Genomic DNA, 15,908 nt, shown 5'->3' on the forward strand with positions numbered 1-15,908 from the left:
AGGGAAATTGATATCTACAGAATGAGGCAGGAATGCGTACAAGCACCTTCTTCCGTGGGAAAATTGATCAAAACAGTCAATCTTGGAACCAAAACATGAACCGGAGTGATGATTTGAACACCCTGGACTCCACAGACCTCAAGATCCTGCTCGAACTGGTCCGCGATCCGCGGATCCAGATCGGCGAACTGAGCGACAAGCTCGGCATCGCACGGAACACTGCCCAGTCGCGCGTCCGGCGCATGCTGCGCTCAGGCATACTGCACGACGGCGGCCGCGAGATCGACCTCGAAGCGGTCGGCTACGACGTCGTCGCCTTCGTGACGATCGAGGTGACGCACCGGGAACTCGACGGCGTGGTGGGTGCGCTGCGGCTGATTCCCCAGGTCCTCGAGGTGCACGAGATTTCCGGCCGCGGCGACGTTTGGTGCCGCGTGGTGGCAACGGATACCCACAACCTGCAGGCCGCGTTGCGCTCGGTCCTGCGAATCAAGGGTGTCATCCGGACCGAGACTGTGCTGGCGCTTCACACGCACATCCAGTACCGGACGGAGCCGCTGATCAGCCGCCTGGTTCAAGGAGCCTCAGCGCAGGGAGCCTCAGCGCAGGGAGCCCCAGCCCTCCCGACACGGCCGGGCGGCTGACCGGCGGCCGGTACTCCGCTTGGGGAATAGGATTCGAAGATGGATTGGCTCTCTTACATAACCCAGATCAACTGGCTCGCCGTGCTGCTTGCCTTCATCGCCAGCATGGCAATCGGCTTTGTTTGGTATCTGCCCGCAGTGCTGGGAAACAGATGGATGGCAGCAATCGGCAAGACCGAAGAGGACCTCAAAAATTCCGAGGGTGGAGCCGGCATCTGGGTGCCCATGATGGTGGCCGCGGCGCTGACCGCCGTCCTGCTCGCCGTGCTGATCGGCAAGCTGGGGCTGGATAACGCGGTGGCCGGCGGGTGGTTTGCCCTGGTTCTGGCGGTTGTCTTCCGCGCCGGCGGGCACGTCATCCACAACGGCTTCGCCGGCCGCCCGGTAGCCGTGACGCTCATTGATTCCGGCCACGACGTGCTTGCCATGACCGCTGCCGGTGCCATCATCGGCGCCATGTCCTGATGTCCCCTGACGTCCTGGTGACCCTTAGCGTCCAGAGCCCCCCGACGGAGATCCGCCGACTGTGACTATCATCGATAACGCCGTTTACGTTAACGGCCTCCGCAGCGCCGAGCCGGAGAACCTTGAGCAGACGTTTGAGACGCTTGCCGAGCACGGGGGCATGGCGTGGATCGGGCTGTACCGGCCCTCCGAAACGGAGATGGCCGCGGTCGCAGACGAATTCGGCCTTCACGAGCTTGCTGTCGAGGATGCCATCTCCGCGCACCAGCGGCCCAAGCTGGAGCGCTACGGTGACAACCTGTTCACTGTCCTCAGGCCCGCCAGGTACCGTGATGACACCGAGACGGTGGAGTTCGGCGAACTCCACATCTTCACGGGCAGGAACTTCGTGGTCACCGTCCGGCACGCGGAAATGACCGGCGTGGGGCAGGTCCGGCGCAGGCTGGAGTCCCGCCCCGACCTCCTCCGCCATGGGCCCGAAACGGTGCTCTACGCCCTCCTGGACCAGGTGGTGGATGACTACGCTCCGGTGATCGCCGGGCTGGAAAACGACATCGACGAAATCGAAGACCAGCTGTTCTCCGGCGATAGCACGGTGTCCCGCCGCATCTACGAACTGGCCCGCGAGGTCATCCAGTTCCAGCGGGCGATCCATCCGCTGCCGGCCATGATGAACCAACTCAAGCAGGGTTTCGAGAAGTATGAGGTGGACACGGACCTCCGGCTCAGCCTCCGTGACGTGGAGGACCACGTGCAGCGGGTCATTTCACGCGCCAACTCGTTCCGTGACCTCCTGCAGAACGCGCTCACACTGGACGGTACGTTGACCGCAAACCGGCAGAACGAGGCCAGCGCCCAACAGAATGAACAGGTGAAGAAGATTTCCTCGTGGGCGGCCATTTTCTTCGCACCCTCCTTTGTTGCGGGCATCTACGGCATGAATTTCGATCACATGCCGGAACTGCACTGGGCTTACGGCTATCCCATGGCGATGGTCCTCATGGCCGGAACCGCTGCCCTGATGTACGTGATTTTCAAGAGGAAAGGCTGGCTGTAGGGTCATGCCCGAATTCCAGCGGGGGCTGATCATTACGCCGGGAACCGAAAGGCAACTGGGCGCCTACGGGCTTTTCCGGCCCTCACCCCCGCAGCAGCAGGTGCTGGTCCTCCCCTCGGGGCCGCTGACGGTCGGGAGCGCCGATCCGGACGTGCTCTGGGTCAGTTTCGCGGCGTTGTGCGCCACGCCGCGGGAAGCCGCCGACTACCTTGCGCTTGCGGACGAGTTTCCGTCGTGGGTGATCGATAGCGTCCCGCCACCGGAGGTGCAGTCCGCCGCAGGCTCAGCGGCCACCTGGCGCCGCTTCCTGAGCGTTCTGGATATACTCCACGACCGGGACAGGCTGCTGTTTCTGGTCGGTGCCGGTCCGCTCGATTGGGAGGATGCCGCGCCGACCGCACCGGTGCCGGCTGAGGAGGGCTCAGTGCTTGCCCGCATTGCGGAGCGGCTGTCGGCGCTGCGCCGGATCGAGTCCGACGAAGAGCTGGAAGACGAACAAACCGCTGGGTGCTGAGTGGCCCGGGTGCGGTGAATGGTTGGCTCTCCGCAAAGTTGTTTTTGTGGAGCTACGGGAGTGGGCGCGGTTGCTAATCCGCGGCTTCAGAATTGTTGACGCTTCGGGGACGGCCCCGATCCGGGTCGCGCATGATCCCGGTTATGGCTCGGACCTGGTCCAGTCGCTTCTGGTAGTAGGCAGCGGTCAGGATGCTGAAGACAGAAATGGCCACGGATCCCCAAGCGCTAAGCGGAACGCGGCTTTCGGCCTCATACTCGGAGATGGTCAGGGCCGCGTTGCCGAGGTTGAGGATGGCAAAGAAGATCATCCAGGAGCGGGCGTAACTGAGGTCTTCCGTGCTGAGGGCCTTGCGTTTAAACCACCTGACCATGGCCAGACTGTAGCAGTCGGAGCAGAGGTACTCTATGGCCATGGCCACGGGGGCAAGCAAGGACGACAACAAGTACGAGTGGCGGCCGCAGTCGACCTCGACCATCCGCCGGATCTGCAACCACGAACGCCCCGCCGCCATGCAGGACGCCCCCGCCTCATCGGCATCGGCGCGCCTAAGCCGGCGAACACGTCCTGATGTTCATCCACGACGCCGACGTCACCGTCCGCGACGCCGCCTGCGGAGAGATCATCCGGGAACTCACCATCGACCCCACCAGGGACTACCAGTCCATACAAAGAAAAACACCCCGGTCCGAAGACCGGGGTGTAACCGATGACCCCGACACATCCGTAAAGGATGTCTCGACTCACCACATTGTGGAGCTAAGGGGATTCGAACCCCTGACCTCTTCGATGCGAACGAAGCGCTCTACCAACTGAGCTATAACCCCGGGGGCGCCACTGCCAAAGGCAACCGCAACGCCGGTTTCCCTAGGCTACAAATTTTCCGTCCGCTTTTCCAGCCGGCCTTCGAATGTCTCGCAGCTATTACCCGGCCCGTGGACCTAGGCGCGGCGACGCTGCAGGACGTCGTCCAGGTTGCTGAGCGCACTCTGGGCCTTGGTGAGGGGCCGTGCGGGCCCGGCATTCGGTGACGCGACGGCTGGCGCGGCGGCAGGGCCCTGCTTGAGCGACGGCTTGCCTACGGCCTTGGGGGACTCCGGCAGGTCGAGCGGTTCGGGCGCAGGGCGGTCAGCCTTCGCGGCCTCAACATAGGTTGGCTTGGGAACTTCGACTGGCTCCCAGCTGGTGTTTCCTGCCGTTGCCGGGTCAGCCGTTGCCGGTCCGCTGGCCGCCTGGGCACTGTTGTCCCCCGCGGCAAGGGCCACCGCCAGGGCGGCCTCGCGGAGTTCCATCGCCGTAAGAGGCTTGGGCTGGGGGGCGCTGGCTTCGGCGTCGAAAAGTGTACTTTCGCGCTGGACGGCGGTTTCACCGGAGGATTCGGGAGCCAGGGTTCGCTCCGTGCGGGGGCTGCTGTCAGTGCGCGAACCCATGGCTGCGCTGAAGGCGGCGTTCATCTTCTTCCGGCGGTCCCGGACGGCGAGCCGGCGCAGAAGCACGACGGCGGCGGCGCCGGTCAGGAACGCCACGGCGGGGAGCCAGGGATTTCCGATCCCGAAGATCCGCAGGACACCGCTGACGACCGCGGTGACGACGGACAGCAACCCGGCGAGGGCGATTGTTGTCCGGCCGTATCGGATCCGGAAGGCCCCGCCGTCGTTGGCGGCCGTGGGGCCGCCAGACGTGCCCGGCGTGAAGCCTGCTGCGGGTTCGCTGCTCTTCCTGGTGTCCATGCGTTTCTCCTGCTGGGCGGTCATCTGTGCGACCCTCCCGGCTTGCGGGTTTGCAGTTTCGGCGTCAACGGTCTCCATTATCAGGTCCCCGGCGGTCTGGAACTGATGCCGACGGTTGCGGAGCACGTAGGGGGCAACCCATACAATCCATAGCGCGACAGCAACCACAAGGATGACTGAGCTGCTAAGGGGGAAGTCCACATACAAAACCGTATGAGGAATAGGCGACCGGGTGTGGCATTCGTCTCGGTGTGTCGCGGGCGGGCTCTCAAATCAATGGACTTATGCCACGGAAGTGACCCGCGCGGGACCCTCAGGCCGGCCTGTTGCGGAGCCACGGGGCGAGAAGTCCCTCCGGAACTTCCTCTGAGGTCAGCGCGAAGGTGCGGTGGTCCGCCCATTCCCCGTTAATGTGCAGGAACCGGGGCCGGTATCCCTCGTCGCGGAAGCCGAGTTTTTCAACGACGCGGAGACTCGGACCATTTTCCGGCCGGATGTTGATTTCCATCCGGTGCAGACCGAGCGTCCGGAAGCAGTGGTCGGTTGCCATGGCGACAGCAGTGGGTGCGATCCCCTGCCCTGCCCTGGCCTCGTCAACCCAATAGCCAAGCGTCGCCATCATGGCCGAGCCCCACACGATGGAGGACACCGTCAGCTGGCCCACGATGACCGGATCGCGGAACCCGGGGGTCCACGCCGTGATCAGGAACGGCAGGGCCGTCGCTTGGGCCGCCTGGGCGTTCAGGGACTTCACCATCTGCCGGTAATCGGGCAGCGCGCCCCCCGGCGCAGGGTTGGATGCCTCCCACGGTGCCAGCCACTCGCTGTTACGAGTACGGACCTCGGTCCATTCCTTGCGGTCACGGTACCGGATGGGACGCAGGACGATGTCCCCGCACTCCAGCGTGACCGGCCAGATGTGGCTGACCCTCATGGAAGGTTACTTGTTCAGTCCGGCGGTGAACTCCGGCAGCCACTCACGCAGGCCCGGGCCAAGGTCGTCACTGTCGATGGCGAGCTGGACACACGCCTTGAGGTAGCTGAGCTTGTCTCCGGTGTCGTAACGCCGGCCGCGGAAAATTACGCCGTATACGCCGTAGCCCTCGCCATTGCTGGCAGCCAGTTCCTGCAGCGCGTCGGTGAGCTGGATTTCGCCGCCGCGTCCGGGGGCCGTCCCTTCGAGCACATCGAACACTGCGGGGTGGAGCACATACCGCCCGATGATCGCCAGGTTGGAGGGCGCCTCGTCGACGTCCGGCTTTTCCACGAGCTTGTTGATCCGGACGAAACCCTCGCCGTCGATCGCGGCAACATCGGCGCAGCCATACGCACTGATCTGGGACGGATCCACCTCGATGAGAGCAACGACGGAGCCGCCGGTCTTGGCCTGGACCTCGATCATGGTGCTCAGCAGTTCATCGCGGGCATCGATGAGGTCGTCACCCAGCAGCACTGCGAAAGGCTCATGGCCCACGTGCTGGCGCGCGCGCAGGACAGCGTGGCCCAGTCCCTTGGGATCGCCCTGGCGGACATAGTGGATGTCCCCCAGGTTGCTTGCAGCCTGGATTGACTCCAGTTTGGCGGTGTCTCCCTTGGCCTCCAGGGTCGCTTCCAGGGCGGGAACGCGGTCGAAGTGGTCCTCAAGGGCACGCTTGTTGCGGCCCGTGATCATCAGGACGTCGCTCAGGCCGACTTTGACGGCCTCTTCGACGACGTACTGGATCGCCGGCTTGTCGACTACCGGCAACATCTCCTTGGGCATCGCCTTCGTGGCGGGCAGGAACCTGGTGCCGAGACCCGCTGCGGGGATAACGGCCTTGCGGACTGAAGGATTAGTGGAAGTCACTCGACTAATCTATCGGAGGGAACATTCATACGGTAAATGCTTCCGGCAGCGGCCCGGCCGGACTCCCGCCACGACTAAGGACGGCCCGCCATGTCACAAGAGAACCCGCCGGAAAAGGATGAGATCCGTTCGAGGCACCGGAAGATGCGGGCGCGCCTGCCGGCCGGCGTCCTGTCGGACGCCGCAGACGGAATTGCCGCCCACGGCCTGGCGTGGGCCGAGATGATCGCGGACGGCAGGCGAACGACGTTCACCGCCTATCTTGGTGTCTCGTCCGAACCTCCAACGCTCCGCCTGATCACGGCCCTCCACGAGGCCGGGCACAGTGTGCTGCTTCCGGTCTGCGAGCCGGACCGCGCCCTGAGCTGGGTGTTTTGGAGCCCGTCCACCGAATTTGTCCGCAGCCGCTACGCGCCCATCCAAGAGCCGGCCGGAGAGCGCCACGGCGTCGAGGTCATCAAGGAGGTGGCTGCGATGTTCCTCCCCGCCACGGCCGTGGACATGAGCGGAAACCGGATTGGGCAGGGCGGCGGTTACTACGACAAGTTCCTGGCGGCAGTGGACGCCAGCGGCCTGCACGCCCCGAGGGCAGCCGTCATCTACGACGCGGAACTCCTGCCTGCTTCGACCATCCCGGCTGAAAGTTTCGACCGGCCCGTCGATGCGGTCCTGACGCCGTCGGGCGTGATTCCGCTGGCGTGAAGGCGATCCGGCAGGGTGATAGAATTGGCACTCAGGCCCTGCGACTGCTAATGGGGGTCATTTCCGCAGAGAATGTCCGTCAGGACCCTCCGGGAAATGAACCTCGGCAGCACGGGACCTGTCGTTTGTCCAAGAGGAGGATCCACAGTGCCCACGTATGCCTATGCCTGCAAGGATTGCAGCCATGCCTTCGACATCGTGCAGTCATTCACTGACAGCACTCTGACGTCCTGCCCCGAGTGCGAGGGAACCCTTCGCAAGAAGTTCAACACCGTCGGCGTTGTCTTCAAGGGTTCCGGGTTCTACCGGACTGATTCTCGCGACGCCAAGGGCAGCACGGTCTCGCCGGCACCCGCCGCTGCGGCCCCTGCTGCGGCTTCCGCCGCTCCGGCCGCCTCCGCAGCCAGCTGACCCCGCCCGGATGTCCTGAAGGACATCCGCTGCGTGGATGTCCACATACGGCCCCTGCAGGGCCGCTTTCCACATAGGGCAACTACCGCCTGTCATCCGGTGGGACACGATCCGTAGCGTGGCAGCATGCCCGCTATCGGAATACTCCCTGTAAGGACCTCCCGGCCCGCCGGTCGCGCCAGCCGCCGCAAGGGGCTGCCGGGAAAATCAGGCCAGCCGCACCGCCCTGCCCTGCATATGACTGGCTGGCTGACCCGCAACCGCCGCCTGGTAGTGGCGCTTCTGCTCTGTTTGGCCGCGGGCATCGCCGTCCACCAGCTCACTCCCGCCCCCGCCCATTCAGTGACGGCCATTGCCGCGGCGCGGGACCTGCCGGCCGGGGCGGCGCTCGGCGGGAGCGACCTGGCCGCCGTCAGCATTCCGCCGTCCCTGCTGGCCGCGGGATCCTTCACGGAAACCTCAGGCTTGGAGGGAAAGCAGCTGGCCGCCCCACTCCGGAAGGGGCAGCTGCTCTCGGACGCCCAACTCGTGGGCCCCGGACTGCTCACAGGAGCTCCGCCTGGTTCGGCCGCGGTGCCGTTGCGAATGGCAGACCCGGCATCCATCCAGCTGGTCTCCCCCGGTCAACTCGTCAACGTCGTGCTGACAAACGGCAACGGCTACGAGCAGGCGTCTGCATCAAAAGTGCTGGCCAGTTCGGTGCCGGTGTTGTGGACGTCAGGTCAGGAGGGCCAGAGCGGGCAGTGGCTCGGTACCGGCGACTCGGATGGCCTGATAGTCGTGGCGGCCACGCCCGGCCAGGCCAGTGCGCTGGCGGGTGCCTCGACCCAGGGAAAGCTGTTTTTCGTACTCGTGGGGTCGCCGGGGGGCTAGCCCCAGTGAGGGGGCTTCTGTTCCTTCAGCCACGCATCATGATCATGGTCGGCCCCGGAGTCGCCCCACGCCCGGGGATCGTCCTCCGACGCTTTGTTTGGCACCGCGCCCGCCGTTTTCGCGGGCCCGGAGGTCTTCTCCACGGGCCCGGAGGCCTTTAACGGGGCTGCGTTGGCGGCCCGGTCCTTCCGGGAGCCATCGTTCACTGCACCGGCGTTCACTGCGTGCCGTCCTTCCTGTCCGCGGTATCACCGTCGTAGTCGTTTTCGAGCCCGTCCTCGAGGGCAGCGCTGAAGTCTTCGTCGGCGCTGCCGTCGGAAAACTGCCGTGCCTCCGCCGCGAAGTCCGCTTCGTCGGGGTCCGCACCCTGGTGGTCGTCAACGTACGAGTCTTGGTAGTCGTCGTCGCTGCCTGCGTACGAGCCATCGTCCAGAGTGCTGACGTCGTCGTCCAGGAATCCCGGCGATCCCACGGACCGGACCGGAAGCGCCGGCTTCTCGAGTCCGAGGTAGCCGCCGATCCGGTCGGCGCATGCCGAGGGATCCGTGAAGACTTCGATCGTCCACAGAGGCAAGTAACGCCAGCCGAGCCGTTCCAGCAGCTGCGGGCGCAGCCTGCTGCGTTCCCGCACCGTCATCTGCCGGTACTGCTCGGTGCCGTCGGATTCGATGGCCACCGGCCGCGGAATGTCGGCTTCGTCCTGGCCCATGGTGCTCAGGGGGTCGGCGGCGGCCACGACGTCGATGACACCGTCGTACTGGTGCCAGACGCGTGCCCCGCGTGCGCGGAGACGGTCGCCAAGGTCTGCCACGAGCGGATCCGCCCCGAGCGCCTGCTCGCTCGCAGCCGCTCGTGACGCCGGGGTTCCGAGGTCGGTGTTGCCTGAGATCTCGCGGTCCAGCAGCTCGTACAGATCCACCGCGCCGTGGGCCAGCCGGGTCCGGTCAAGGTCCTCCGGCTTGAAGCATGTCAGGACGTGCAAAGACTGGCGGGCCCGGGTCATGGCCAGGGCGAACTTTGCCCGGCCGCCCTCGGCGGACAGCGGACCGAAGTTGTGCAGGGCACGCCCATGCGGCGTCCGGCCGTAGCCTGGGGAGAAAATCACATGATCGCGGACCAGCCCTTGGGCGCGCTCCAGGTCCACCACCCGGAAGGATTCATCCCCGGCGGTGAAGAACCCGGCGAGTGCCGGATGGTTGGGCAGCTGCAGCCGGATCGCCTCGCCGATCCTCGCGGCGTGCCGAAGGCTGGCTGTGACGACCGCCAGTGTTGTGCGCGGCCGGAGGCGGGCGTGTTCGAACACCAGCTCCACCACGCGGTTGACCTCTGCCACCACCGACTCCACGCCCTCGTGGTCGGCGCTCGGCAGCCCCGTGCCGTCGGGCAGGTACTCCACGAGCAGGGCGCGGTCCAGCCCCGTGGCGGACTGGCCTTCGGGCAGTCGGCGGAGGCCGCCGTCGTAAAAGCCCTTGCTCAGCTGGAGTACCAGATCTTCGTCAACCGCGCGGTAGACGGAGTGCAGGCGCCACGTCGGCAGCACCGCCTCCAGGGCGGTATAGGCACTTTCGACGCTCTGGTGCGACTGCTCGCCGGCGGCGAGCCGCTCCACGGCGACCGTGAAGGTGCGCGGGCTCGCGATCTTGTCGTCGCCGAAGGCAATGACCTGCTTTGCGCGGGCCACAGCCGGCAGGACGGCCTGCAGCGACGTCGCTTCGGCGTCCAGGATGACCACGGCGTCGAACTTCTGCTCGGCCGGGAGGAGGCCCGTCATCAGGTAGGGGCTCACCGACCAGACCGGAACCAGCATGGGAACCAGCTCGGGCGCCTGGGCGGTCAGCGCCGCAAGGGTCACCCGCCCGTCCTTGAGCAGGCTCCTGAGGAGGTCCGCCTGGCGGGGGTTCGCGGCGATGGCGGCGCGCCAGCGCTCGGCAAGCTGCCACCGGAGCCGTCCGGCGCCGCTGGCGACGTGGGCGTTGTCGGCAAGCCTGTACTCGGCCTCAAGCTGGCGCAGGGCGTCGCCGTCGGACATGGCGAGGTAGTCGTCGCCGCTGATCATGGCTTCCAGGGCGGACTGCCACCAGGCAAGCTCCAGCTCGGCGGCCACGGACTCGGCCGGGACCTCCCGCTCTGAGAGGTCCGCCAGAAGTTCACCCAGGCCGTGCTCGCGCATGTTCTCAATCAGCAGCGTGCGCTCCGGCAGCGTCTTGAGCGTCTCGGTGTCAGAGACGAGCCGCTCCAGCCGCTCCATGAGTTCCGGGTAGGGCGTCGTTTCCAGCGAACCGCCAGCCGCCGTGTGCCGCAGGGCATCGCCCAGCAGCTTCAGTTCGCGGGTCAGCCCCCGGTACATGAGCGTAATCTCGGCCAGCCCCGAAGGCACCGCAGGATGCCGCTGCGTGGTGGCGTACGCGGCCCACTGTGCGCGCTGGTCCTGCACCAGCACCAGTGAACTGTGCAGATCGGCGATGTGCACCCCGGGCCGGACATATTCCTTGGCAACCCTGCGAAGGCGGGAACGCTGCATTGACGCCATGTCGATGTGGTGCTCACGGCGCCAGGCGGACGATGCGGTCGCGGAGATGAGGTCGTGCACCGGCCGGTCGAAAATGTCGGGGGTGAATTTGTCCAGGCTTTCCCGGACCGCGACCAGGAGCTTGAGCTGGGAACCCCATTCGGCAAAGGTCGTCCCCAGACGGATTTCCGCGTGGCCCGCGACGTCCGTCATGCGGTCGTGCAGCAGCGGCAGCTTCTTCTCGACGGAGCGCGCCAGCTCCTGCGCCTCCTCCGTCTCCTTCCGCGTCACCAGCCGGGCGCCGTGCCAGGGGCTCGAGGTGGACGCGCTGCTGAAGCTGCCGAGTTCTGCCGCGCGCTTCAACCTGCCGGCGAGTTCGTCGCGGTCCCTGATACTGTCCAGCACACTGCGCTTCAGGCGGACCGTGGTGGCCGGGGCGGGCTGGATCGCGGTCAGCTCGGCCAGCGACTGCATCGCCTGGTACGGCGAGCAGCCCCACCGCTTGCGGACGTTGTGCAGCGACTCCACGTGGTCCATCAGGGCGTGCCGGTGTTCGGTCAGCGTTTTGTGCAGGCCGCCCAGCCGCGGCTCACTGGATTTCTCGTTGCGGACGATCGCACGGACCAGCTGGCCCTTGAGCTGCTGGGGCGTTGCGCTGCCGGACAGCTGGAACAAGATGGAGTCCAGGCCAAGGTCCTCGAGCCGGCCGGCCACTTCGTTGAGGCTGGCTCGTCTGTCCCCAACCACTAGGACAGTCTTGCCTTCATCCACCAGGGCGCCGACGGTGTTGATCGCCGTCTGGGTCTGGCCGGTTCCCGGGGGGCTGCTGACCACCAGCGAGTCCCCTGCCCGGACGGCGTCAATCACGTACTGCTGGTCCGAGTCCGCGTCCAGCAGGAGCAGCTCGCTGGCGGGGTCCCGCTCGTCGACGCTCGGGAAGCGGCCGGGCTGCAGCGCGGGCACGTCCACCACCTCGCCCGAGGCGGACCGGGCCAAGGCGGCCACGAGCGCGTTCTGCTGGTTGATCCAGGGGTCGTCCAGGTTGCCTGACAGATCCGCGAACGTGGAGACGAGCAGGTTGTGCTCCACCTCGGCCCCGTGGATAGGCTTGACCAGTGTGCTGAGCCGGTCCAGGACGGGCTGGGGGTCAAAGCGGGCGGTGCTGTAGGCCATCCGGGTCACGGCGTTGACGTCGAACACGATGCCGTGGATGGTCTTCAGGTGCCGGATCAGGGCCGGATTGATGCGCGCCTGTTCCGTCAGCTGCAGCTCGTAGTCGCCTTCGCCGGGGCGGATGGTGAGGGAGATGGCGGTCAGCATGACCGGCGCCGAGATGCGCTGCGGCTTACCCCCGACGGCGGATGTCCACACCACAGTACCGGCCGAAAAATAGCCGGCCTCGATGCCGCGGTCATTGGCCAGTTCGAAAATCTTGGAGCGCAGGTTCCGCGAGGCCCGGGCAGCCACAACGTACTGCTGTTGGTCACGGATCAGCGTGGAAAGCCTGGTGCGGCGCCCCGCCATGAGCTGGGCAAGGCCGGACGGGTGGGCGTTCGTGAGGTCGATCGAGCCCTCAGGGGTCTTGGTGAAGCGCAGCATGGTGTCCGCGCCGGTAACGGGCTTAAGCCCTGACAGCCACTTCCTGAGCTCGTCCGAACCCTCGGAGTCGACCTGACCAACTGACACTACTGCCTTCTTTTCTGCGCTTGCACGTGACGCCTTGGACCATACGGGCATACTTTCGAGCGTAGCCGCAAACGGCGACGGGTGAGAGACCGCAACACTGGAACGGGCCAAGTTGCGGCGGATTTCGCGCCGTCTCCCGGCATTGCCGGACTCAACAGCGGTCCGCACGGCCGGACAAAGGCCCGGCCGGCCGGACAAAGTGAAGTGGCCGGCCTCCCTGCGGAGGCCGGCCACTCAAAACGCTATTCCCACTCGATGGTTCCCGGCGGCTTGCTGGTTACGTCCAGCACCACGCGATTGACGCCTTCGACCTCGTTGGTGATCCGGTTCGAGATCCGGGCCAGCAGGTCATACGGAAGGCGCGACCAGTCCGCCGTCATGGCATCTTCGGAGGACACAGGGCGCAGCACAATCGGATGGCCGTAGGTCCGGCCGTCTCCCATGACGCCAACGCTGCGGACGTCGGCCAGCAGCACCACCGGCATCTGCCAAACGTCGTTGTCGAGTCCCGCGGCGGTCAGCTCGGCCCGGGCGATGGCGTCCGCCTTGCGCAGCAGGTCCAGGCGTTCCTTGGTGACTTCGCCGACGATCCGGATTCCCAGGCCCGGGCCGGGGAACGGCTGGCGGCCCACGATTTCCTGCGGCAGGCCCAGTTGGGCTCCGACGGCGCGGACCTCGTCCTTGAACAGGGCCCGCAGCGGCTCAACGAGCTCGAACTGCAGGTCCTCGGGCAGGCCGCCCACGTTGTGGTGGCTCTTGATGTTCGCTGCGCCTTCGCCGCCGCCGGATTCGACGACGTCCGGGTACAGGGTGCCCTGAACCAGGAACTTGATCTTCTCGCCGTGGGCCGCGGCCTCGGCGATGATGGCCAGCTCGGCTTCCTCGAAGGCGCGGATGAATTCACGGCCGATGATCTTGCGCTTGGTCTCGGGATCGCTGACTCCCGCCAGCGCGGCCTGGAAGCGCTCCTGCTCGTTGGCCACATAGAGCTTCACGCCGGTGGCGGCCACGAAGTCACGCTCAACCTGCTCGGCTTCGCCTTCGCGGAGCAGTCCGTGGTCCACGAACACACAGGTCAGCTGATCGCCGACCGCGCGCTGGACGAGGGCCGCGGCGACCGCCGAGTCCACGCCGCCGGAGAGGCCGCAAATAACCTTGGCATCGCCGATCTGCTTGCGGATGCGGTCAACCTGCTCTTCGAGGATGTTGCCGGTGGTCCAGTTGGGTTCCAGCTTGGCGCCCTTGAACAGGAAGTTCTCGAGAACCTGCTGGCCGTACGCCGAGTGCTTGACCTCCGGGTGCCACTGCACGCCGTAAAGGCACTTTTCCTCGTTGGCGAACGCGGCCACCGGGGCGCCGGCCGTGGTGGCCAGGACCTCGAAGCCTACGGGTGCTTCCTGGACGGAGTCGCCGTGGCTCATCCAGGTGTTCTGCAGCTCAGGCACTCCGGACAGGATGGACCGGGCACCACCCACTGCGGTGGCTTCGGTGGAACCGTACTCGCGGAGTCCGGTCTGGGCCACCTTGCCGCCGAGTGCGTTGGCCATCGCCTGGAAGCCGTAGCAGATACCGAAAACCGGAATGCCGGCTTCGAAGAGGTCGGCTCCGACCTTCGGGGCGCCGTCGGCGTACACGCTGGAGGGTCCGCCGGACAGGATGATGGCGGCGGGGTTCTTGGCCAGGAGCTGCTCGGTGCTATAGGTATGCGGAACCACTTCCGAATACACGTTCGCTTCCCGGACGCGGCGGGCAATCAGCTGCGCGTACTGGGCACCGTAGTCAACAACCAGCACCGGCTTCTGGGAAGTTTGGGATGCAGTGGGAGTAGTCACCGTCCTAGACTACTTTGCACCGTTGCCCCGCCGCATCTTGAAGGGGCCCGCTGTGACGCATGGAACTCCCGCGCGCCGGCGGCCGGGATCAGTACCGGCTGGCCGCCTGCGGGTTGGCCGCCAGTTCGGCTTCAACTTCGGCATGGAACTTCTTCTCCACGATGAAGGACAGGAACGGCACCACGCCGCCGAGGGCCAGCAGGATCATCTTGGCGAACGGCCAGCGCATCAGCGTCCAGAGCCGGAAATTCGACATGAGGTACACCACGTACATCCAGCCGTGGACAATGAGCACCGCCACGGACACGTTGAATCCGTTGAGCACGCCCTTGGGCTCCGCGTCCGCGAAACCGAACCCGAACGGCTGGCCCGTCACGGCGTTGGTTCCGCCCGCGAACAGGTACTGGCCAAAGGCGTAGCGCGCCACCAGCTCCGCACAGAGCAGCAGGAGCATGGCGCCAGTGAGGTATGCCATGACCTTGTAGAACTTCAGGGCCGAGCGAATCTGTGCTTCTGTTCCGCCGAAGCGTCGCTTCTTCGCGGCTCCTGAGCCCGTCTGGTTCGACGGCTGCGGCTGGATGGCAGGCTTGGGTTCGATCATGGCTGTACCTTTTGTTGGGTGGGGTCTTGTTGGGTCGTGTCCGGCTGCTTTGCTTCCGGCTGGGCGGTGCCTTCCGGCGCGAACTCGCCGCCGTCGTCTTCGTCTTCGTCTTCCTCGATGCTGCGCCGGTAGTCATCCTTGACCAGCCGCCACCAGATGAAGAGGGCGAACCCGGCGAAGACGATCCACTCCACCGAGTAGAAGAGATTCAGCCAGTTGACTTTGGGGGGCGGCGGCTGCGCGCCGATGCTCAGCGGCTGCAGGCCGCTGCCGGCGGCGGCACCGACGGCGGACGTTCCGGAGATTTCGGCGGTGGCCGCAACAAAGGCCGGGTAGCTGCTGACGTTCCAGATGTTGATGAGTTCGGCGACCGAGACGGCGGAAGCCTGCCCCGGTGCGGGTGCCAAATTGGGTACAGGCGCCTCGGACGGCAGGAGCCGTCCGGTCAGCCGGATAGTGCCCGACGGCGGGTCAGCGGCTTCGGCGGGATCGGCGATCCATCCGCGCGCCACCGGTATCCACGTTTCCGGGGAGGCGGCGGCGCCCTTGAGCACGGGGGCATCCGCGACGGCGAAGGCCGTCACCACCCAGTATCCGGTCTTGCCGTCCTTGAGCCGGCCCGGAACGAGGACCTGCTTGGAGCGGTCATAAGTGCCCGTGGCGGTCACCATCTGGTCGGCCACCGAGCCCCGGAAGAATTCGCCGGGTTTCAGGGTGTCGGTGAGGCTCTTGACTTCCTCGGTGGTGGGGCTGACAGGCACCTCGGGCTGGGTGGACCGGCCGAACTGCCACTGGCTCAGCAGCACGAAGACACCCGAAATGACGATCGCAAACACGAGGCCTGCGATCCACCGGGGCTGGAGGGCTGTTTTCCACACCCCTTAACCGTACTTCGTCCCCGTGTAGAACAACGAAACGGGCTGCCTGGAAACGGCCTAGAGTGGGGCAGCAGGGTCCCTACGTGGCGACGGAGTCGACACGAAAGGGCCTGCCCCTAGAGTGGGCCAGCAGGGTCCCTACGTGGCGACGGAGTCGACA

Annotated in this window: 15 protein-coding genes and 1 tRNA gene; 7 read left to right on the plus strand and 9 right to left on the minus strand. The window is 66.0% G+C overall.

Annotated features, from left to right (window positions below; all coding sequences use genetic code 11):
- The first annotated feature begins 95 nt into the window (after positions 1–95).
- From CXQ90_RS02035 to zapE, 4 genes are all read left to right on the plus strand, one after another.
- Complete coding sequence (locus CXQ90_RS02035; protein ID WP_104136575.1) at positions 96–644, plus strand: Lrp/AsnC family transcriptional regulator; 549 nt, start codon at positions 96–98, stop codon at positions 642–644.
- 39 nt (positions 645–683) lie between these two features.
- Positions 684–1,109, plus strand: coding sequence for a DUF1761 domain-containing protein (locus CXQ90_RS02040; RefSeq protein WP_104136577.1), 426 nt, complete (start codon positions 684–686; stop codon positions 1,107–1,109).
- Positions 1,110–1,170: 61 nt separating this feature from the next.
- Complete coding sequence (corA, locus tag CXQ90_RS02045) at positions 1,171–2,166, plus strand: magnesium/cobalt transporter CorA (RefSeq protein ID WP_104136578.1); 996 nt, start codon at positions 1,171–1,173, stop codon at positions 2,164–2,166.
- Positions 2,167–2,170: 4 nt separating this feature from the next.
- On the plus strand, positions 2,171–2,680 hold the full coding sequence (gene zapE / locus CXQ90_RS02050; protein ID WP_104136580.1) for an AFG1/ZapE family ATPase: 510 nt from the start codon (positions 2,171–2,173) through the stop codon (positions 2,678–2,680).
- A gap of 73 nt (positions 2,681–2,753) precedes the next feature.
- On the opposite strand, the gene CXQ90_RS22005 is transcribed toward zapE, so the two are convergent.
- The 5 genes from CXQ90_RS22005 to galU all read right to left on the minus strand — a co-directional run bounded on the left by CXQ90_RS22005 (position 2,754) and on the right by galU (position 6,256).
- On the minus strand, positions 2,754–3,053 hold the full coding sequence (locus tag CXQ90_RS22005) for a hypothetical protein (protein ID WP_146068836.1): 300 nt from the start codon (positions 3,051–3,053) through the stop codon (positions 2,754–2,756).
- Positions 3,054–3,434: 381 nt separating this feature from the next.
- Positions 3,435–3,507 (minus strand) — tRNA-Ala (locus tag CXQ90_RS02060).
- A 114-nt stretch (positions 3,508–3,621) separates the two neighbouring features.
- Complete coding sequence (locus tag CXQ90_RS02065) at positions 3,622–4,611, minus strand: hypothetical protein (protein WP_181038392.1); 990 nt, start codon at positions 4,609–4,611, stop codon at positions 3,622–3,624.
- Positions 4,612–4,723: 112 nt separating this feature from the next.
- Positions 4,724–5,344, minus strand: coding sequence for a GNAT family N-acetyltransferase (locus tag CXQ90_RS02070; RefSeq protein WP_104136581.1), 621 nt, complete (start codon positions 5,342–5,344; stop codon positions 4,724–4,726).
- Between the two features lie 6 nt (positions 5,345–5,350).
- The gene (gene galU / locus CXQ90_RS02075) at positions 5,351–6,256 is read right to left on the minus strand and encodes a UTP--glucose-1-phosphate uridylyltransferase GalU (protein ID WP_104136583.1); all 906 of its coding nucleotides are present in this window, start codon (positions 6,254–6,256) and stop codon (positions 5,351–5,353) included.
- Between the two features lie 90 nt (positions 6,257–6,346).
- Here galU and CXQ90_RS02080 point away from each other — a divergent pair, with 90 nt between their 5' ends.
- The 3 genes from CXQ90_RS02080 to cpaB all read left to right on the plus strand — a co-directional run bounded on the left by CXQ90_RS02080 (position 6,347) and on the right by cpaB (position 8,242).
- Positions 6,347–6,958, plus strand: coding sequence for a 5-formyltetrahydrofolate cyclo-ligase (locus tag CXQ90_RS02080; RefSeq protein ID WP_104136584.1), 612 nt, complete (start codon positions 6,347–6,349; stop codon positions 6,956–6,958).
- 147 nt (positions 6,959–7,105) lie between these two features.
- Positions 7,106–7,369 (plus strand): FmdB family zinc ribbon protein, encoded by a 264-nt coding sequence (locus tag CXQ90_RS02085; protein WP_104136586.1) that lies wholly within the window; start codon positions 7,106–7,108, stop codon positions 7,367–7,369.
- A 126-nt stretch (positions 7,370–7,495) separates the two neighbouring features.
- Entirely contained in the window at positions 7,496–8,242 is a 747-nt protein-coding gene (gene cpaB / locus CXQ90_RS02090; RefSeq protein WP_104136587.1) for a Flp pilus assembly protein CpaB, read from the plus strand.
- A 217-nt stretch (positions 8,243–8,459) separates the two neighbouring features.
- On the opposite strand, the gene CXQ90_RS02095 is transcribed toward cpaB, so the two are convergent.
- The 4 genes from CXQ90_RS02095 to CXQ90_RS02110 form a co-directional block, all read right to left on the minus strand.
- Complete coding sequence (locus CXQ90_RS02095) at positions 8,460–12,488, minus strand: AAA family ATPase (protein ID WP_258064317.1); 4,029 nt, start codon at positions 12,486–12,488, stop codon at positions 8,460–8,462.
- A 191-nt stretch (positions 12,489–12,679) separates the two neighbouring features.
- Complete coding sequence (gene guaA / locus CXQ90_RS02100) at positions 12,680–14,269, minus strand: glutamine-hydrolyzing GMP synthase (RefSeq protein WP_104136589.1); 1,590 nt, start codon at positions 14,267–14,269, stop codon at positions 12,680–12,682.
- Between the two features lie 88 nt (positions 14,270–14,357).
- Positions 14,358–14,870 (minus strand): DUF3817 domain-containing protein, encoded by a 513-nt coding sequence (locus CXQ90_RS02105; protein WP_104136590.1) that lies wholly within the window; start codon positions 14,868–14,870, stop codon positions 14,358–14,360.
- Positions 14,867–15,748 (minus strand): SURF1 family protein, encoded by an 882-nt coding sequence (locus tag CXQ90_RS02110; protein ID WP_104136592.1) that lies wholly within the window; start codon positions 15,746–15,748, stop codon positions 14,867–14,869. Before CXQ90_RS02110 ends, CXQ90_RS02105 begins: the two co-directional genes overlap by 4 nt.
- Between the last annotated feature and the right edge of the window lie 160 nt (positions 15,749–15,908).

The sequence above is a fragment of the Arthrobacter sp. ZGTC131 genome (assembly GCF_002929275.1).
GTDB lineage: Bacteria > Actinomycetota > Actinomycetes > Actinomycetales > Micrococcaceae > Arthrobacter.

Bases quoted from the DNA above. Each gene is read 5' to 3' on its own strand.
- CXQ90_RS02040 (WP_104136577.1), top strand. From the start codon at position 684: ATGGATTGGCTCTCTTACATAACCCAGATCAACTGGCTCGCCGTGCTG.
- CXQ90_RS02105 (WP_104136590.1), bottom strand. From the start codon at position 14,870: ATGATCGAACCCAAGCCTGCCATCCAGCCGCAGCCGTCGAACCAGACG.
- cpaB (WP_104136587.1), top strand. From the start codon at position 7,496: ATGCCCGCTATCGGAATACTCCCTGTAAGGACCTCCCGGCCCGCCGGT.
- CXQ90_RS02080 (WP_104136584.1), top strand. From the start codon at position 6,347: ATGTCACAAGAGAACCCGCCGGAAAAGGATGAGATCCGTTCGAGGCAC.
- CXQ90_RS02035 (WP_104136575.1), top strand. From the start codon at position 96: ATGAACCGGAGTGATGATTTGAACACCCTGGACTCCACAGACCTCAAG.
- CXQ90_RS02070 (WP_104136581.1), bottom strand. From the start codon at position 5,344: ATGAGGGTCAGCCACATCTGGCCGGTCACGCTGGAGTGCGGGGACATC.
- zapE (WP_104136580.1), top strand. From the start codon at position 2,171: ATGCCCGAATTCCAGCGGGGGCTGATCATTACGCCGGGAACCGAAAGG.
- CXQ90_RS02095 (WP_258064317.1), bottom strand. From the start codon at position 12,488: ATGCCCGTATGGTCCAAGGCGTCACGTGCAAGCGCAGAAAAGAAGGCA.
- CXQ90_RS22005 (WP_146068836.1), bottom strand. From the start codon at position 3,053: ATGGTCAGGTGGTTTAAACGCAAGGCCCTCAGCACGGAAGACCTCAGT.